Source organism: Paenibacillus sp. FSL L8-0340 (genome assembly GCF_038593145.1).
In the GTDB taxonomy this organism is placed as follows: domain Bacteria; phylum Bacillota; class Bacilli; order Paenibacillales; family Paenibacillaceae; genus Paenibacillus_AQ.
Window position 1 is genome coordinate 7,066,573 of sequence record NZ_CP151967.1, and the last position, 17,139, is coordinate 7,083,711.

The window sequence follows — 17,139 nt, forward strand, 5'->3', positions numbered from 1 at the left end:
TTAAAGGAGGCCAAACGGAAATGAAGAGAAACCATACGATGATGCAGTTTTTCGAATGGCATGTCGCCGCGGACGGGAAGCACTGGAAACGGCTGGCTGATGCTGCCACCGAGCTGAAGGCCGCCTATATTGATTCTGTCTGGGTACCGCCGGTAACCAAGGCCGTCTCTGGCGAGGATACAGGCTATGGTGTCTATGATCTATACGATCTGGGCGAATTCGACCAGAAGGGGACCATCCGGACCAAATACGGCACCAAGCTGGAGCTGGTGGAGGCGATTGCCGAATGCCAAAAGAACGGCATCGCTGTTTATGTGGATCTGGTGATGAATCATAAAGCGGGCGCCGACGAGACCGAAGTGTTCCAGGTGATCGAGGTTGATCCGAACGACCGCAACAAGGAGATTTCCAAACCGTTCGAGATTGAAGGCTGGACCAAATTCACCTTTCCCGGACGTGGAGACCAGTACTCCGCCTTTAAATGGAACCACACTCATTTTAACGGCACCGATTTCGATGCCAAGGAAAGCCGGACCGGCGTATTCAAGCTTGCCTCCGACAACAAGAGCTGGAACCCGAATGTGGATGACGAGTTCGGCAACTATGATTATCTGATGTTCGCCAACATCGACTACAGCCATGAGGAAGTTAAGCATGAGATGCTGGAATGGGGCAAGTGGCTGGTCGACACGCTGCAGTGCAGCGGATACCGGCTGGACGCCATCAAGCATATCAATCATGAGTTCATCAAAGAATTCGCTGCCGAAATGGCTAAAAAGCGCGGTGAGGACTTCTACATTGTCGGCGAATTCTGGAACTCGAATCTCGAGGCCTGCCGGGAATTCCTCAACACGGTGGATTATCAAATCGACCTGTTCGATGTATCGCTTCACTACAAGCTGTATTCGGCTGCACTGGGGGGCAGGGACTTTGATCTGACCCAAATCTTTAACGATACGCTCGTCCAGACCCACCCCGGCAATGCCGTAACTTTTGTTGACAATCATGATTCGCAGCCCCATGAAGCGCTGGAATCCTGGATCGGCGACTGGTTCAAGCAAAGTGCCTATGCGCTGATCCTGCTGCGGCGTGACGGATACCCGGTTGTCTTCTATGGTGATTATTATGGCATCGGCGGACCGACTCCGGTGGAAGGCAAGAAAGCTGCCATTGATCCGCTGCTCTACACCCGGTACCATAAGGCATACGGAGAGCAGGATGATTATTTCGACCACCCCAATACGATTGGCTGGGTGCGGCGAGGTGTGGAAGAAATCGAAGGCTCCGGCTGTGCCGTAGTCATCTCCAATGGAGATCAGGGGGAGAAACGGATGTTCCTCGGCGAGGAACGCGCAGGCGAAGTTTGGGAGGATTTCACCCATAACCGTGAGGACAATATAACCATCGGTGAGGATGGCTGGGCGGTTTTCCCGGTAAACGGCGGAAGTGTCTCTGTCTGGGCTCTGCCCGATAACGGCGACAAGGAACCCGATCCGGCATAAAGCATTTATTCAATAAAAGAGGTGAACTACGCGCCGTACCGGCAGCCGTTAGTTCACCTCTTTGCTATAACGTTGACGTTCCGGTTCAACTGAGTTTATAGCTCAGCATATATTCTGTAAGCGGTCCGTCAAGATCAAGCTGCGGATCATTAACGGTCCATTCCCCCGCAATGTCCAGTTCACGGCAGGCAAGCCCGAAATTGCAGGCGGCAATCCCGATATCAATCCGCTGCATCTCAAAGCCCAGCTTGTTGCCGCTGTAATTCGGCGTATGCTGCAGGTAGAAATGGGCCTGCTTCCGGTCTGGAGAGACTACCACTCTCCAAGGCTGTTTATTTGAAGCAGATGGGCCGAGCCGGACCATTTCCAGCGGGGGCGCAAGCTTCCCGGCTGACTCGGGAGCGAGCATATTGCCAAATTCGGTGTCGTAGAACAGCTCCCGCCAAGGCTTCTTCTGATCAGCTTTGACGACATAGCGCATCGTGGCATCCAGCAGCCGCTGCTTCTCCCGTGCATACCCCAGCGGCGTGATGCAAGGAATAATCTCGTCCGGGGCAAGCTCGATTTCGCGGGCAAAGGTCTTGCGGTTGAACGTTCCGCCAAGCCAGCAGGTGCCAAGTCCCAGGCTGGTGGCATAGAGAATCAGCCTATGAAATACATACCCGAATTCCAGCAGCGCCAGTTTGTCGTTCCTAACCTTGCCGACCAGATAGGCCTGCGGATTCTGAATGATACCGTAAGCCCCCAGCTTCACGTTCTTTCCGTCCTCTGTCCCGCTTTTGGCCCAGACCCACTCAATTCCCGGCTTTCCGCCAAACGGCCCGTGCAGGTTGTCCTCCTGGCTCAGATAATCCATTATGGAAGCATGGACGGCCTCCCCGATCGGTGTGGCTTCATAAGTCCGTACAGATTTACGCTTCTCGATAATATCCATAACCGGAATTCCCATCTGATGTCCCTCCCCTTCATTATTTTAAAAAAGATGGCGCCTGCGGAAACAGGAGCCATCCAAGTGATGATGGATACTTATGATTGCTTATTGTGCGATCTTAGTAAGATCTTAATAAGAGCAAAAGTTATTTAGTTATTTTTTTCACATACTAATATTAACATCTATAGACCATGCTGTATAGACGCCGAGCCCACCTTAGGGGGATTTTCAATACACTGGTGACGGCTACTTCTGCACCCTAAAAGAGGACTCCCTCACGGCAAAGGATGTCCTCTTTAGGGTTTGCTGTTTACTTGGCTTCGGGTGCTTACTTATACGCGGATGTCAAATCTTCCTTGGCTGTCCGTAGTGGCAGCAGCGATCTCCTGCGCGCTTGCCGCGGCAAGCGTATTGCTGTTTGCAGGTTTCTCGGGCGGTGTGCTGCTGCTGTTGGCGGAAGCGGAGCTGTTCTGCGATTTCTGGGCAATTTGCGCATCGATCTGCTTGATCTGCTGCTCAATTTGTTTGGTCTTGGTTTCCTTTGTCTTCTCGTCGTCCTTGCTGGCCCCGATCTTCTCCAGATCGGCTTGCAGCTTCGCTTTTTGCTTCTCCAGCGCACTTGTATCGGTAGCACTGGAAGCAGTATAGGAAGCGGAAGATGTAGATGATGCGGATGAAATATTCATTCACGTTCCTCCTTTCACCTCTACACTATAATCCTTCCACCCGAAAGGAACGTTAAAATGCGCTGAAAGTTTGCTGAAAGTATTCGAAGCTATGAATTGGATTAGACCTTGCTCTGACCACTCTCATCCACTGCCTGAGACGTTTTTGGCCGGGTTTTGCGGTTGACCAGCGTTACGCTAAGCAGAATAATCGCCAGACCAGCAAGCGTATTGGCATAAACCGGTTCATTCAGGAAGATTACACCCCATATCAGCCCGAACACGGGGACCAGGAAGGTAACACTGACGGTCTTGACCGCGCCAACACTTTGGATCAGGTGAAAATACAAGAGATACGCCACGGAAGTGCAAATGAATGACAAACCGAGTACGGAAAAAACCGCTGCCGAAGACGGCAGCTCCCGGGGGGCAAAAATTACCGCCAGCGGCAGCAGCACTACAGCCGCCCCGAGCTGCTGGCCTGCAGCAAGCGCCAATGGCGCAAGGCCACGGCCCACGCGCGCAGCGTATAACCCCCCGAAGCCGTAGGCAAGTGCAGCTCCTAGTGAGAAAAACACGGACAACAGAACCTTGCCGGAGAGCGGCACCGGACTCCATCCGACCAGCACAGCTACGCCGAGCAAGCCGATCACGAGTCCTATAGACTTGGACAGTCCCGGCTTCTCCTGTTGTGTTCCCCAAGCTGCTAGTGCCGCAAACATCGGTGTGGTGGCATTGAGGATGGCTGCCAGCGAAGCGCTAAGATGCAGCTCGGCCATGCAGATCAGCGTGAAGGGCAGCGCGGCATTAATGGAGCCCAGCACAAGGAACTGCTTCCAATGCTGCCAGATCCTCAGCTTCCGCTTGGTGACCGCTGCAAAGAGCAGCAAGGTTGCAGCTGCCAGCGTAACGCGCAGCTCTGTCGTAACAACAGGCCCCAATTCGGGAGAGGCAATTCTCATAAACAGAAAGGAAGCGCCCCAGGAAAAGGCCAACAGTAATAGAATGGAATAATCCTTACGGCTCATTTCCTCTCCCCTCTCTTGCAGAGCAGCAGATAGGACAGGATAGAACAAACCCCGGCACCCGCGATCACGATCGCCATCGGCAGCGCCGTATCGTCACCCCCAAGGCCGACCAGCGGAGCGACACAGCCGCCAAGCAGCAGCGGCAGCAGACCCAGCAGCGCTGAAGCGCTGCCTGCGGTTTCTCCCTGATCCTGCATCGCCAGCGAGAAGCTGGTTGTGCCCACCATTCCCACACTGGAAACCACAGCGAACAGGCAGATCAGGATGGGAAGGAGACCGCCTCCGGCCAGAATAGTGATCAGCAGCACAGCACCTCCCAGTGTGCAGAGCAGGAGGCCGCTGGCCAGCAGCTTCGCTTCGCCCAGCCGTCCGGACAATCTTCCGGCAAGCTGGCCGGACATAATAATCCCCAGCCCGTTAACGGCAAAGATCAGACTGTACATTTGCGGAGACACTCCAAAAATATTTTGCAGCACAAACGAAGAGCCGGAAATATAAGCGAACATCGCCGCTGTAACAAACCCTTGAGAGAGCGCATAACCTATAAACTTCCTGTTGCGGAGCAGATCACGGAAGGTGCGCAGCGTGCCTAGCAGCCCGCTTTTTACGCGCCGCTCCTTCGGCAGCGTCTCCGGCAGCCGCAGCAGAATGGTGGCGCAAAAGAGCAGCCCGGCTGCAAATAATACAATGAATACGCCCTGCCAGGTCGTTATTCTCAGCAGCTGCCCGCCGATAACGGGAGCGAATATAGGCCCCAGACCATTGACGATCATCAGCAGCGAAAAAAACTTCGTGAGTTCGGAGCCGCTGTACAGATCGCGGACCGCCGCCCGGGAGATGACCACCCCTACCGAGCCGGCCAGGCCCTGGATAAAGCGCAGCCCGACCAACAGCCCGATCGAGGGGCTGAAGGCGCAGAGCAGCGAGGATACCGCATAAATCAGCATGCCGATGAGCAGCGGACGGCGGCGCCCGTGGACATCACTCAGAGGCCCTGCCACAAGCTGCCCCAAGGCCAGCCCCAGCAAAAAGAAGGTCAGGCTAAGCTGAACCAGCGCTGCGCTGGTGCCGAAATGTTCGCCAAGCGCGGGAAGCGCAGGCAAATACATATCGATGGACAGCGGACCAATGGTGGCAATAGCCCCCAGAATCACAGCAAGCTGAAGCCGCTGTTTCCGCGTTGGGCCTTCTGCGGCCAGCGAATTCTTATCGTTTTGTATTTTGATCATGGTAAATTTTCGTCAACCTTTCCGCAGCAGGCCTCAGGCCAGTTTTTTGTATCCTTCATACTACCTGATGCGGGACATGATGTTCAATGTTTTTTCCTATTTATGTACCTCAGAAGCAACGGCTTTCCGGTGCGGGTTGTATTCGGCATAGGCTCCGGCGATGTGTCTGTAATCCAGCGGGGCATCCTCGATGATCGCTTTGCGTTTGGCTTTCAGTATAATTTGCTCGATATCAGCAAGGCTGCAGCCCGCCAGCAGTTCAGCCATCCGGCGGGACAGCTCCTGCGCCTCCGGTTCAGAACCGACAAACAGCCCAATATACTGAAGCCGGTCTTCCTCCGTCGGCAGCGAATACGTCATTTTCGTATCAAACCGCCGCCACACCGCAGGGTCGAGCTCTTCCTCCAGGTTGGTTGCGGCAACAAAAATACTTTCGCCATGAAACTCATCCAGGCATTGCAGCAGCGTGTTGACCACCCGTGCCATCTCCTTCACCTCATCGCCGGAATCACGCATTCGGCCCAGCACATCGAATTCGTCCAGAAACAGCACACAAGGTGCAGCATTGGCATAGTCAAATACCTTCCGCACATTGCTCCCGGTCTCACCAAGATGGCTGTGAATAATGGTATCCAGGCGGACCAGAACAAGCGGCAGCTCCAGACGGTGCGCGATATAAAATGCGGTCAGCGTTTTGCCGGTGCCGGGAGGACCGAACATCACCATTTTGCTCGGCATAGGCACATCCTCCGCCTCAAATCTTTCTTTCATGCCCTGGATCGTAATAAATTCATCCACAATGGTCCGGTTGACCCCATTCAGAATGATGCGCCGCACCTTGCGTCCACATTCCTTTGGTGTATATACGGTTGCCATGTCCAAGCCCTTGGCCCGGGGTAGCCGGGCGGGGTTGCTGTTCTTTTTGCTGCTGTTCACGTGGGGTAGACTCCTTACATTCATAATATTAAATAGTAACAATTACGATTAAAGTCTATGGTACCAAAAACCGGAGGAATTTGCTATACCCCATGGTTATCTGCAAAAAAAGGCTGGCTGCGCATTATCATGACAGCAAAAACCGCCCGCAGGAGCTTCTAAGCAACATTACGTCACTTATCAGCGGCCCCGCAGGCGGTTGTAGTTGTAGCTTTCCTGAAATCACTTGCTGTTCCGGTTCAGCCAATCACGGGCTGCTTCAGCCTCGGCCGCGCTCAGGCGGTGTCCCTGATTACCCCAGTGGGCGGTAACTTCAGCCCCCGCCCCCTGCAGCAGCTGCTCCAGCTCCCGCGTTTCTTCTGCCCGGATCAGCGGGTCATTGCTGCCTGCACCGATAAAGACCGAAACGCCGTTAAGCGAAGGGATCGCAAGCCCCCGGAGCGGCACCATCGGATGCAGCAGCACTGCCGAACGGAACAGGTTTCCGTAATGAAATAACAGGCTGCCGGCGATATTCGCTCCATTGGAGTAGCCGACAGCTACGAGATTGTTTGGATCGAAGCCGTACTGCACCGCCGCTACATCCATGAACTGCTTCAGCTCATGGGTGCGGAAGATCAGGTCCTCTTCATCAAAGACACCTTCAGCCAGACGGCGGAAGTAACGCGGCATGCCGTTCTCCAGCACATTTCCCCGGATACCCAGTACAGAAGCGCCGGGAGCCAGCAGCTCCGCCAGCGGCAGCAGATCCTGCTCGTTTCCGCCTGTGCCATGAAATAATACTAGTGTTGGTTGATTGGCGTCTGTTCCTTTGTGATAGACATGAATCATCCCTGCTTCACCTCAATTTCACGGATTTCAAATGGGCTCAAATTCTCTTCGATCACAGCACGATGCGGTTCAAACCATGCCGGAAGCATCAACTTCTGGCCCAGCGCATCCGGAGCCTCGTCATTGGCGAAGCCTGGAGGATCGGTAGCAATCTCGAACAGGATTCCGCCTTCTTCACGGAAGTAGATGGCGTTGAAATATTGGCGGTCCTGTACCGGAGTGGGCTGGTAGCCGTGACCTTGCACATGACGTCCCCATTCCAGCTGCTCGGCATCATCTTTAGCGCGCCAGGCGATATGATGAACGGTTCCCGAGCCTCCGGCTCCTTGCGGCACCGGCGAGTCTTTAAGATCTATAATATTGCCGAGATCGGCAGTAGAGCCGTAACGGATATAACCGTCTCCCTTGGCGATCAGCTCCATTCCGAGTGTACGGGTAAGCGTATCGGCCGTTTTTTCGGGATTCGTACTGTAGAGCACAGCCCCGCCAAAACCTTTAATAGCATGCTCCGCAGTCACTCCGGCAAAGGACCAGGTACTCTGCGGACCCGCTTCGCGTTCCACCAGCTCAATCCGCAGTCCATCGTAATCGCTGAAAGACAGGTAAGACTCAGAGATCCGGGTTACATGGGTAACCGGAATCTGATATGCGGCAAGCCGCTGCTCCCAGAAAGCCATCGAACCAACCGGAATCGCATAAGTGGTTACGCCAACCTGCCCGCCGCCAATCCGGCCTTTGCGCCCTGTCGACCAAGGAAAGAAGGTAATAATGGTGCCCGGTGCACCCTGCTCATTCCCGAAATAGAGGTGGTAAACCTCGGGGGCGTCAAAGTTGATTGTCTTTTTTACAAGCCGCAGGCCGAGAATCCCGGCATAGAAATCGGCATTGCGCTGAGCATCTCCGACAAAAGCTGTAATATGGTGAATCCCTGCAGTTTGAAGTGTCATTATAAGTCATCTCCCTAAGATTTTTTTTAGATGATAAGTTTGAATAGATGAACATCTGGCGTATAATCCGATTTAGTTAAAAAACAGGGCATCCAGCGAAATCGAACCTGCTCCGGTCAAAGCCACACCTACTGCGACTACAAGCACCGTTAATGGAAACTCGATTCCGTTGGCCGTCGACCAGAAGCCGTTCGGAGCATGAACCTTGATAATCGCTCCGAGCATCGTTGCGGCAATTAATACTGCAGCCACAGGAGTCAGGAGTCCGGCTGCGAACAGCAAGCCTCCGGCAAGCTCCAGCATTCCTGCCAGCACCGCCATCGCGACACCCGGCTTAATACCGATGGATTCCATCCAGCCGCCCGTACCCTTTGGACCATATCCTCCGAACCAGCCAAACAGCTTCTGTGCCCCATGCCCGATAAAAGCAATCCCGATCACCAATCTTACCAATAACAACCCTACACTAACCATTTTATACCCTCTCCATTCTCTTTAATTTAATTATCTTAACCTTAAGATATTAGCTAAAAAAAATTAGTCGAACCTTGTACTTTGCTAGCCTGGTAAACGCTGATAAGCAAGCTTCCCGCCCCGTTCTTAGGAGAATGTTGCTGGCCTAAATGCCTTTACCAAGCTTCTTTAGCAATTCTATTGCCTGTTCCTTCTCTTCCTGATTCAGACCGCCCATCATCCCGTGAATAGAAGAAACATGGCGGGGGAAAATATCGTCAAACAGCCCGCGGCCTGCTTCGGTAATCTCCGCATAAGTTACACGCCGGTCATCGCTGCAGGGAACACGCTTCAGCAGTCCTCTCTTCTCCAGCTTGTCGATGTTGTAAGTGATGCTCCCGCTGGTAACGAGTATCTTCTCTCCGATCTGCTGCAGCGGAATCCGCGTTCTATGATAGAGTACCTCAAGGATCATAAACTCGGCAGAAGCTAAACCATGGCTCTTCATGTCCTTTACCGCCAGATCCATCAGGCTCTTATAGGCCTTGGATAAGACCACGAACAATTTCAGTGATGAAGCAGCCTGCTCCTGATCCGATGCGCCAGCCGTCTTGCTGATCAGCTCATTGTAGTCGCTCATATTGTACACCTCCAATGCTTTCGGCATTTATCTTTAAGTTAATTATCTTTAAGTTAAGATAAATATAATCCTGTGCGGGAAATTTGTCAACAGTTTTTGCACAATTCAAGCAAAGTCTGCTCACCGCCTTTATACGGCAACATCAGATCCCAGGATGAATCATCTCTGCTTGTTTCTCGATAGATTTAATTATGACTGTCTATAAAAGGTAAAGCTCCGGCAATTTTGCAGGAGCTTTACCTTTTATGCTTTTGCTTCTTAGTTAGAGAGCAGAACACCGTACTGATCAACCAAACCCAGTTCGTAGGCTTTCTGGATAGTAGCAAACCGCTGAGACACAAAGGCACTTAAACCATTCTGGGTCTCATAAACCTGGTTGTCAGCAAGCTCTTCTTTGGATACTGCCCGCGAATTGCTTTGGTGCACACCCTCTTCCTTGCGAACTGCATCCATAAATTGCTGGAATGTCATGGAATTATTCTTCTCTGCCTCGTTACCCCTAAGCGTTTGTTTCAAGCGATTCACCACTACCAAATTTGTATAGGCGGCAAACTCAGCTGTGAATTTCCCATCGGCTCCCACTGCTTGAATCGTCAAGATACCTCTCCCCTTTACGCATTAATAATTTATGTATCGGCTTAGGGATTGGTAAATGTTAGGAGTTTCATTATCACTGAACAGTGATATATAAAGTATCTGTGAACGTCCGGTATGGAGGTAAATAATTATTAGCTGTAACTGAAATGTTACCTGTATGCACATCGTTTAAATCAAAAGAACGATAATAGACGGTACCCACAACAATATTGCCCGGACCTGTAATAAACTGATTGGGTGCCGATTGGGTTGTAGGTATCATTGAACCGTTTTGGCGGAGAACCGGATAATTAGGTGCTTGCATAGTCCCTTGAGCATATACGGAAATATATCCCTTCGTACCTGTCAGTGTTACATTGGCAACTGTCTGGTTAGGACTAATGTTCTCCCAAATGAAGTTGTTGCCGTCAGATGTAATTCCTGTATATTGGAGATTGGTTAAAGCAGGCGCAGGTGCAGCTGAAGCAGCAGCCGGAATCATAAATAAAGCCAAGACCATAAGAGAAACTATCCATTTTCTAATCATCAAAAACATCCTCTCCCGATTTTGTTTGACGTGACTAAAATGGTTCGTTGCTCACGGTATATTAAGCCTACTTATGAACGCCTCCCTTCAGGGCATTTTTACAATGAATAGATGTAGAAGCTAAACTCTAGATGAAATGTAACCCTACCGCAAGCTTCTTAATACAGGAATATACTGTAATTTTATTCCTTATTTTAGAATACTCCCATTGATAGAGTTCGTCAATCTGCATTGTTAACCTCTACAGAAGTTCCCCAGTTTGACCTTGACTGCAAAACGGCGTATCCTTTTCCTAGCGAATATTGGCCTTTATTACCGAGCTGCATTACGAGCTATATTAATAGGAGGAGGCTGAAAAATGAAATCAGATTCTACTCCAACTTCTACCGGCAAAGCCGCAGAGGAAGCTCTGCCGCGCGTGCTGATCGTAACCGCTGTCGAAGCCGAGCGGGAGGCGGTCCTGCGCGGCCTGAGGGGCAGCAGCAGGTTCCACGTCATCGCTGCAGGTGCCGGTACCGCAGCAGCAGCGGCGGGCACCGCAGCAGCACTGGCAGCCGGAAGCTACGGCTGCGTTATCAGCGCCGGGATCGGCGGCGGCTTCCCCGGGCGGGCGCCCGTAGGCTCGCTCGCGCTCGCCAGCGAGATGATTGCCGCCGACCTCGGGGCGGAGACGCCGGAGGGCTTCCGCAGCGCGGCCGAGCTCGGCTTCGGCCGCGTGTCCGTGCCGGCCCGCTCCGGCACGGTGCAGGCCGTTGCGGCCGCGCTCGCAGCGGCCGGGCTTACGGTAAGCACAGGTCCTGTGCTTACCGTGTCAACGGCGACCGGCACCGCAGAGACGGCCGCCGCTCTGGCGGCGCGGCATCCCGGTGCCGTCGCGGAGGCGATGGAAGGCCACGGGGTTGCCGTGGCCGCCCGGCACTTCGGGATCGCGGCGCTGGAGCTGCGCGCGATCTCGAACCCGGTCGGCCCGCGCGACCGGGCGGCGTGGAAGATCAATGAAGCCCTGGAGGCCCTGGAGGCCGCGGCTGTTATACTACTGGAGGTGCTGTAATGACAACCGAGCTGAATATCGCCTTTTCCCCTTGCCCCAATGACACCTTTGTGTTCCATGCCTGGGCGCACGGGCTAGTAGAGGATGTACCCAAGCTGAATGTTACCTATGCAGATATTGATATTACGAACGGTCTGGCTGCTGATGGCGCCGGGCCTGAGGTGCTCAAAATTTCCTATGCTGCCCTTCCCTGGGTGCTGGAGCGGTACAAGCTGCTGTCTTGCGGCGGCGCACTTGGCCGGGGCTGCGGCCCGCTGGTGCTGACCCGCAAAGGGCCGGGCGCCATCAAGCATCCCAAGGAGCTGTCGGGCCGCAGAATCGCCGTACCCAGCGAGCGCTCCACCGCCTACCTGCTCTTTCGCCTTTGGGCTGCGCAGCAGGTGCCGGGCGGTCCAGCCGAAATCGTCGTTATGCCTTTCGATGAGATTATGCCTGCCGTGCGTGACGGGCAGATTGATGCCGGACTGGTGATTCACGAAGCCCGGTTCACTTATCCCTCCTATAGCCTCCATATGCTGACTGATCTTGGCAGCTGGTGGGAAAGCGATACCGGACTGCCTATACCGCTTGGGGCAATTATCGCCCGCCGCGATCTGGACAGCGAAGCCATCTCCGGCTGGATACGCAGTTCGCTGCAATACGCCTGGGATCATCCTACAGCAAGCAGAGATTATGTCCTGAGCCACGCCCAGGAGCTGGCTCCAGAAGTCGCCAAATCACATATTGATCTTTACGTGAATGAATTCTCGATGAATCTCGGAGAGGATGGCTACGCTGCAATCTCTGCTCTGCTGAACCGCGCCGCGGCCGAGGGTCTCGTGCCTGCCGTTGCTCCTGAGCTGCTTCGTTAGAGCTTGAAACAGATGACTTCGGAAGCTTTTAACTTTACAATAAAGCTAAAGATCAGTGATGGGAGAGGATTCAATGATTCCTGCAGGCAACAGCAAGCAAAACATCGACCGCTTCTTGGGATTTCAGGACGAATACGACCGTTACCGTCCGGAAGCCCCGCAATTGGTTACTGAATTGTTGACGAATTACCTGGGCTGCCGCCCTGCCCTCGTGGCCGACATAGGCTGCGGAACAGGACTGTCCACCTTTCTGTGGAGAGAGAGTGCCGACTCCATAGTCGGCATAGAACCTAACCCCGACATGCTGGCCAAAGCGCTTGACAAGCTTGCCCGGCAAGGACAGCAACAATCCCTGTCCTTTGTCCAAGGATACTCCAACCAGCTGCCCTTTGACTCTGGCAGTGTTGATATCATTACCTGCTCCCAGTCATTCCACTGGATGGAGCCGATAAGCACGCTGCAGGAAATCTCCCGCTGCCTGCGCCAAGGCGGGGTGTTCGCCGCTTATGACTGCGATTGGCCGCTCGTACTACAGGCGGATATTGAAACCCGCTACAAACAGCTGATATCCGCCGCCGATAAACTGCTTGATGTACTCCAGCCATCTGCCGAACAGGCGCATAAATGGGATAAAGAAGGACATCTGGGGCGGATAGAGGCCAGCGGCTGCTTCTCCTTTGCGCGGGAAATTGTTTTTCATAATACAGAAGAATGTGATGCCGAACGTTATGTCGGGCTGGCACTCAGTCAAGGCGGCATTCAAACCGTTCTGAAGCTCGGCTCTTCCGCACTGGAGCAGCTTATTTCCGATTTCTCCGTAGCGGTGGAGCAGTATTTTCAGGGACGCACCCTGCCGGTACACATCAGCTACCGGATGAGAGTCGGGATCAAATAATGCTTGGAACGGCTATCTGTTATATATAGAACCCAAAAACTGATTTCTGGTTTTATGAGAGTGCATTTTCTCTTCAATTTAAGTCTCCCATCTTTTCACCACCCCAACAAAAAAAGCGCCCAAATACGGAAACTCCGCATTTGGGCGCTTTCTACTGGCTATGACTGACTAACTGGCATATTATGCACCAGCTTATTTCTTGTTCATCTTGAACTTCAGGAACAGCTCGTTGTAATGGGCGAGCATCCGCTTGCCGAGGTTGTCGTAAACCTCCAGCCGGTCGGTAATTTCAGCAGGCGGATAGAAGCGGGTGTCTCCGGAAATATCCTCCGGCAGCAGCGCAAGTCCCGGAACGTTAGGTGTGGAATAACCTACATACTCTGCATTCTTCGCCGCCACATCGGGACGGAGCATAAAGTCAATGAACTTATGCGCCCCCTCCACATTGGCCGCCGTGCGCGGAATGACCATGTTATCGAACCATTTGTTCGAACCTTCCTCCGGCACCACATAATCGAGCTTGTCGTTCTCATCCATAATTTCCGAGGCGTCGCCGGACCATACGATCCCGACGGCTGCTTCTTCGTTCGCCAGCAGCATTTTGACCTCGTCACCGACAATAGCCTTCACATTGGGAGACAGCTTGTTCAGCTTGGCCAGCGCTTCCTGCAGGTGATCCTCATTCCGGTCATTGACGGAATAATGCAGGCTGTTCAGCGCCATCCCCATGACCTCACGGGCACCGTCAACCAGGAAGATACTATTGTTCAGCCTGCTGTCCCACAGGGAATCCCAGCTGCTGAAATCAATCCCCTCCGTCATTTCCGGGTTGTAGATAATGCCTACTGTTCCCCAGAAATACGGCACCGAATACAGATTTCCCGGATCGAAGGAAAGATCCATGAACTGCGGATCAATATTGGCCAGATTCGGAATCTTGCTGTGATTCAGCGGAAGCAGCAGCTTCTCTTCCCGCATCTTGGCGATAGCATAGTCTGAAGGCACAACAACATCGAAGGTTGTCCCGCCCTGCTCGACCTTGGTCAGCATCGCCTCATTGGAATCAAAGGTCTGGTAAATGACCGTAATCCCGGTCTCTTGCTCGAACTGCTTCAACAGTTCAGGTTCGATATAATCGCCCCAGTTATAGATGGTCAGCGTATTGCCGCCCGTATAGCCTTCAGCCGAATTCAGCCTAGAAGCCAGGAACATCAGCCCAAATGCGACGATAAGAATCGCCAGAAAAGCATTCACCAGCTGTTTCATCTAGGCACCCCCACTTCAGCGGCCGGCTCTGCGATATGAACCGCCGGGCGTTGCTTCCGGCGGTTCAGGAAATAATAACCGACGACAAGCAAGATAGTGAAGAGGAAGATCAGCGTGGACAACGCGTTAATCGACAGCGATACACCTTGCCGCGCCCGTGAATAGATTTCCACTGAAAGCGTCGAATATCCGTTGCCTGTTACGAAGAATGTCACCGCGAAATCATCCAGTGAATAGGTAAGGGCCATAAAGAAGCCGCTGAAGATCCCGGGTTTAATGATCGGCAGAATCACCTTGGTCAGCACATCGCGGCGGCTGGCCCCGAGATCACGCGCAGCATCGGTCAGCGTCGGGCTCATGTCCTGCAGATGCGGCAGGATCATCAGCACGGCAATCGGCACGCTGAATGCAACATGCGAGAGCAGGACCGACACGAAGCCGAGCTTGATTCCGGCAATCGTGAACAGGATCAGGAAAGACGCGCCGATAATGACATCGGGACTGACAATCAGCACATTGTTCAGTGAGAGAAGTGTATTCTTGGCCCTCCGGCTGCGGATGCGCTGAATGGCCAGCGCCCCGATGATCGCAATCAGCGTAGCAATCGCCGAAGACAGCAGGGCAATCACCAAAGTGTTAATCATAATAATCATCAGCCGCGTATCCTGCACAACCTCACGGTAATAATCCAGCGTGAAGCCCTCGAAGCCATGCATCGTCCCGCCGCTGTTGAAGGAATAGTACATCAGGTAGAAGATCGGTGCGTACAGCACGGCAAAGACCAGCACCAGGTACAGATTTGAAATCCCATTCTTATTACTTCTCATGCCGCACCCCTTTCCGCGAGCTGCCCGACAGAATCATGAACAGCGCCATGATAACAATCAGGAAGACAGCAACTGTAGAGCCCATGCCCCAGTCCTGAGTGACCAGAAAATGCTGCTCAATGGCGGTGCCCAGCGTAATGACCCGGTTGCCGGCGATAAGGCGGGTAATCATAAACAGCGATAACGCCGGAATGAATACCGCCATGCAGCCGGAGCGCACCCCGGAGATGGTCAGCGGGAAAATGACCCGCCGGAACGTCGTCCACCCGGAGGCACCCAGATCACGGGCCGCATCTACAAGGGACAGGTTCAACTCGTCCAGAGCGCTGAAGATCGGCAGGATCATGAACGGGATAAAGATATATACCGAAACAAAGACAAAGCTGAAACCTGTAAAGAGGATTTGCTGCTCTCCGATGCCCAGCAGGTCGAAGACATTGTTGACCGGCCCGAAGGTCCCAAAGATACCAATAAAGGCATACGTCTTCAGCAGCAGATTAATCCATGTCGGCAGGATGATCAGCAGCAGCCACAGCTGCTTATGTTTCGTCCGGGTCAGCAGATACGCCGCCGGATAAGCCACCAGCAGCGAGAACAGCGTAATCAGGATCGCGTACCAGAAGGAGTTGAGCATCATTTTCATATATACCGGTGTAAAGAAGTTCACGTAGTTGTCCAGTGTAAGATGCCCGTCCAGATCAAACAGGGAGTAGTAGACAACCAGCAGCACCGGCGCTATGACGAACAGGGCGATCCATAAGTAATAAGGGATGAGGAAATACGACCGGCCCTTACTCTTCATGGCTCTCCACCTCGCCGTAAGCTTCCAGACGTCTGTCGAATTCTTCCTCCGTTTCCCCGAAACGCATAACATGAATCGCTTCCGGATCGAAATACAGCCCGATCTCGCTGCCGACCTCCGCCTTGCGCGTGGAATGGACCAGCCATTCGTGGCCGGACCCGTCGTAGCAGCTGATCTCGTAATGCACGCCGCGGAACAGCTGGGAATCCACGCGGACGCGCAGTTTGCCTTGTTCAACTGCAGCAATCTCCAGATCCTCCGGACGGATCACGATCTCCACCGCTTCATTCGGCTTCAGCCCCGCATCCACACATTCAAAGCGGTGGCCGTTAAATTCAACAATATAATCCTCAATCATCATACCGGGCACAATGTTCGACTCGCCGATGAAATCAGCCACGAAGCGGTTGATCGGCTCATCATAAATATCGTTAGGCGTTCCGCTCTGCTCAATACGTCCGCCGTTCATGACAAAAATCCAGTCGGACATGGCCAGCGCTTCCTCCTGGTCATGGGTAACGAAGATAAAGGTGATGCCCAGCCGCTGCTGCATTTCCCGCAGAATGTACTGCATTTCCGTGCGCAGCTTCAGATCAAGTGCCGAAAGAGGCTCATCGAGCAGCAGCACCTGCGGTTCATTGACGATGGCCCGGGCAATCGCTACACGCTGCCTCTGTCCGCCGGACATTTCATTAATGGCCCGCTGATCGTAGCCTACAAGGTTGACGAAGCGCAGCGCCTCCTGCACCTTTTGCGTGATGACCTCTTTCTTAAGCTTCTTGATCCGCAGTCCAAAGGCCACATTCTCAAATACGTTCAGGTGCGGAAACAAGGCATAGTCCTGAAATACCGTATTGACCTGCCGTTCGTTGGCGGGAATGTGGTTGATGATTTTGCCGTTCAAATAAATGGAACCTTCCGTTGGTTCAGCGAACCCGGCGATCAGACGCAGGATTGTCGTCTTTCCGCAGCCCGAGGGTCCCAGCAGTGTATAGAATTTGCCGCGTTCGATCTCGAAGCTGACTCCTTTTAACACGGCTTCTTCATCGTCATATTGTTTGGTAACCTGGTCAAAAGAAATAATAGTGTCTTCCAGGGTAGTTATGGCTAACGACCTCCCTTACCTTATGTAGTACAACCTATTTTACCCGCTTCTCGCAGG

Annotated in this window: 19 protein-coding genes; 4 read left to right on the forward strand and 15 right to left on the reverse strand. The window is 53.1% G+C overall.

What is annotated here, in order from left to right:
• Window positions 1–20: 20 nt before the first annotated feature.
• Window positions 21–1,502, forward strand: coding sequence for an alpha-amylase (locus NST07_RS32350; RefSeq protein WP_341096992.1), 1,482 nt, complete (start codon window positions 21–23; stop codon window positions 1,500–1,502).
• 85 nt (window positions 1,503–1,587) lie between these two features.
• On the opposite strand, the gene NST07_RS32355 is transcribed toward NST07_RS32350, so the two are convergent.
• The 11 genes from NST07_RS32355 to NST07_RS32405 form a co-directional block, all read right to left on the reverse strand.
• Entirely contained in the window at window positions 1,588–2,451 is an 864-nt protein-coding gene (locus NST07_RS32355; RefSeq protein ID WP_341096995.1) for a nitroreductase family protein, read from the reverse strand.
• A 314-nt stretch (window positions 2,452–2,765) separates the two neighbouring features.
• Window positions 2,766–3,119, reverse strand: coding sequence for a FlxA-like family protein (locus NST07_RS32360; RefSeq protein ID WP_341096997.1), 354 nt, complete (start codon window positions 3,117–3,119; stop codon window positions 2,766–2,768).
• Between the two features lie 101 nt (window positions 3,120–3,220).
• A complete protein-coding gene (locus NST07_RS32365) occupies window positions 3,221–4,126 on the reverse strand; it encodes a DMT family transporter (protein ID WP_341096998.1) in 906 nt (301 codons plus the stop codon).
• Window positions 4,123–5,355, reverse strand: coding sequence for a multidrug effflux MFS transporter (locus tag NST07_RS32370; protein WP_341097001.1), 1,233 nt, complete (start codon window positions 5,353–5,355; stop codon window positions 4,123–4,125). The genes NST07_RS32365 and NST07_RS32370 overlap by 4 nt, the downstream gene beginning before the upstream one ends.
• A gap of 96 nt (window positions 5,356–5,451) precedes the next feature.
• On the reverse strand, window positions 5,452–6,291 hold the full coding sequence (locus tag NST07_RS32375) for an ATP-binding protein (protein WP_341097003.1): 840 nt from the start codon (window positions 6,289–6,291) through the stop codon (window positions 5,452–5,454).
• 222 nt (window positions 6,292–6,513) lie between these two features.
• On the reverse strand, window positions 6,514–7,122 hold the full coding sequence (locus NST07_RS32380; protein ID WP_341097005.1) for an alpha/beta hydrolase: 609 nt from the start codon (window positions 7,120–7,122) through the stop codon (window positions 6,514–6,516).
• A complete protein-coding gene (locus NST07_RS32385; RefSeq protein ID WP_341097007.1) occupies window positions 7,119–8,069 on the reverse strand; it encodes a ring-cleaving dioxygenase in 951 nt (316 codons plus the stop codon). The genes NST07_RS32380 and NST07_RS32385 overlap by 4 nt, the downstream gene beginning before the upstream one ends.
• A 72-nt stretch (window positions 8,070–8,141) precedes the next feature.
• Window positions 8,142–8,543: a DoxX family protein gene (locus NST07_RS32390; protein ID WP_341097009.1), complete on the reverse strand. Its 402-nt coding sequence runs from the start codon at window positions 8,541–8,543 to the stop codon at window positions 8,142–8,144.
• Between the two features lie 145 nt (window positions 8,544–8,688).
• Window positions 8,689–9,162 carry a MarR family transcriptional regulator gene (locus NST07_RS32395; RefSeq protein WP_341097010.1) on the reverse strand — a complete coding sequence of 158 codons (474 nt, stop codon included), beginning with the start codon at window positions 9,160–9,162 and terminating at the stop codon, window positions 8,689–8,691.
• A gap of 258 nt (window positions 9,163–9,420) precedes the next feature.
• Window positions 9,421–9,759, reverse strand: coding sequence for a hypothetical protein (locus NST07_RS32400; RefSeq protein ID WP_341097012.1), 339 nt, complete (start codon window positions 9,757–9,759; stop codon window positions 9,421–9,423).
• 73 nt (window positions 9,760–9,832) lie between these two features.
• Window positions 9,833–10,285: a DUF4879 domain-containing protein gene (locus NST07_RS32405; protein ID WP_341097013.1), complete on the reverse strand. Its 453-nt coding sequence runs from the start codon at window positions 10,283–10,285 to the stop codon at window positions 9,833–9,835.
• Between the two features lie 358 nt (window positions 10,286–10,643).
• On the opposite strand from NST07_RS32405, the gene NST07_RS32410 reads away from it, so the two are divergent.
• The 3 genes from NST07_RS32410 (at window position 10,644) to NST07_RS32420 (ending at window position 13,082) form a co-directional block, all read left to right on the forward strand.
• On the forward strand, window positions 10,644–11,336 hold the full coding sequence (locus tag NST07_RS32410) for a futalosine hydrolase (protein WP_341097015.1): 693 nt from the start codon (window positions 10,644–10,646) through the stop codon (window positions 11,334–11,336).
• Between the two features lie 11 nt (window positions 11,337–11,347).
• Entirely contained in the window at window positions 11,348–12,187 is an 840-nt protein-coding gene (locus NST07_RS32415; RefSeq protein WP_341097812.1) for a 1,4-dihydroxy-6-naphthoate synthase, read from the forward strand.
• A 73-nt stretch (window positions 12,188–12,260) separates the two neighbouring features.
• On the forward strand, window positions 12,261–13,082 hold the full coding sequence (locus tag NST07_RS32420; protein WP_341097016.1) for a methyltransferase domain-containing protein: 822 nt from the start codon (window positions 12,261–12,263) through the stop codon (window positions 13,080–13,082).
• A 192-nt stretch (window positions 13,083–13,274) separates the two neighbouring features.
• Here NST07_RS32420 and NST07_RS32425 read toward each other — a convergent pair whose 3' ends face one another.
• The 4 genes from NST07_RS32425 to NST07_RS32440 are packed head-to-tail and all read right to left on the reverse strand — an operon-like array spanning window position 13,275 to window position 17,073.
• On the reverse strand, window positions 13,275–14,348 hold the full coding sequence (locus tag NST07_RS32425) for an ABC transporter substrate-binding protein (protein WP_341097019.1): 1,074 nt from the start codon (window positions 14,346–14,348) through the stop codon (window positions 13,275–13,277).
• A complete protein-coding gene (locus NST07_RS32430; protein ID WP_038597726.1) occupies window positions 14,345–15,175 on the reverse strand; it encodes an ABC transporter permease in 831 nt (276 codons plus the stop codon). The genes NST07_RS32425 and NST07_RS32430 overlap by 4 nt, the downstream gene beginning before the upstream one ends.
• Entirely contained in the window at window positions 15,165–15,977 is an 813-nt protein-coding gene (locus NST07_RS32435) for an ABC transporter permease (RefSeq protein ID WP_038597729.1), read from the reverse strand. Before NST07_RS32435 ends, NST07_RS32430 begins: the two co-directional genes overlap by 11 nt.
• The gene (locus tag NST07_RS32440; protein ID WP_341097813.1) at window positions 15,967–17,073 is read right to left on the reverse strand and encodes an ABC transporter ATP-binding protein; all 1,107 of its coding nucleotides are present in this window, start codon (window positions 17,071–17,073) and stop codon (window positions 15,967–15,969) included. Before NST07_RS32440 ends, NST07_RS32435 begins: the two co-directional genes overlap by 11 nt.
• Window positions 17,074–17,139: the final 66 nt, after the last annotated feature.

What these genes read in the sequence shown, in the direction of transcription:
- NST07_RS32435 (WP_038597729.1), bottom strand. Translation starts at nt 15,977, where the DNA reads ATGAAGAGTAAGGGCCGGTCGTATTTCCTCATCCCTTATTACTTATGG.
- NST07_RS32390 (WP_341097009.1), bottom strand. Translation starts at nt 8,543, where the DNA reads ATGGTTAGTGTAGGGTTGTTATTGGTAAGATTGGTGATCGGGATTGCT.
- NST07_RS32410 (WP_341097015.1), top strand. Translation starts at nt 10,644, where the DNA reads ATGAAATCAGATTCTACTCCAACTTCTACCGGCAAAGCCGCAGAGGAA.
- NST07_RS32425 (WP_341097019.1), bottom strand. Translation starts at nt 14,348, where the DNA reads ATGAAACAGCTGGTGAATGCTTTTCTGGCGATTCTTATCGTCGCATTT.
- NST07_RS32385 (WP_341097007.1), bottom strand. Translation starts at nt 8,069, where the DNA reads ATGACACTTCAAACTGCAGGGATTCACCATATTACAGCTTTTGTCGGA.
- NST07_RS32380 (WP_341097005.1), bottom strand. Translation starts at nt 7,122, where the DNA reads ATGATTCATGTCTATCACAAAGGAACAGACGCCAATCAACCAACACTA.
- NST07_RS32355 (WP_341096995.1), bottom strand. Translation starts at nt 2,451, where the DNA reads ATGGGAATTCCGGTTATGGATATTATCGAGAAGCGTAAATCTGTACGG.
- NST07_RS32395 (WP_341097010.1), bottom strand. Translation starts at nt 9,162, where the DNA reads ATGAGCGACTACAATGAGCTGATCAGCAAGACGGCTGGCGCATCGGAT.
- NST07_RS32405 (WP_341097013.1), bottom strand. Translation starts at nt 10,285, where the DNA reads ATGATTAGAAAATGGATAGTTTCTCTTATGGTCTTGGCTTTATTTATG.
- NST07_RS32365 (WP_341096998.1), bottom strand. Translation starts at nt 4,126, where the DNA reads ATGAGCCGTAAGGATTATTCCATTCTATTACTGTTGGCCTTTTCCTGG.
- NST07_RS32360 (WP_341096997.1), bottom strand. Translation starts at nt 3,119, where the DNA reads ATGAATATTTCATCCGCATCATCTACATCTTCCGCTTCCTATACTGCT.
- NST07_RS32420 (WP_341097016.1), top strand. Translation starts at nt 12,261, where the DNA reads ATGATTCCTGCAGGCAACAGCAAGCAAAACATCGACCGCTTCTTGGGA.
- NST07_RS32370 (WP_341097001.1), bottom strand. Translation starts at nt 5,355, where the DNA reads ATGATCAAAATACAAAACGATAAGAATTCGCTGGCCGCAGAAGGCCCA.
- NST07_RS32430 (WP_038597726.1), bottom strand. Translation starts at nt 15,175, where the DNA reads ATGAGAAGTAATAAGAATGGGATTTCAAATCTGTACCTGGTGCTGGTC.
- NST07_RS32350 (WP_341096992.1), top strand. Translation starts at nt 21, where the DNA reads ATGAAGAGAAACCATACGATGATGCAGTTTTTCGAATGGCATGTCGCC.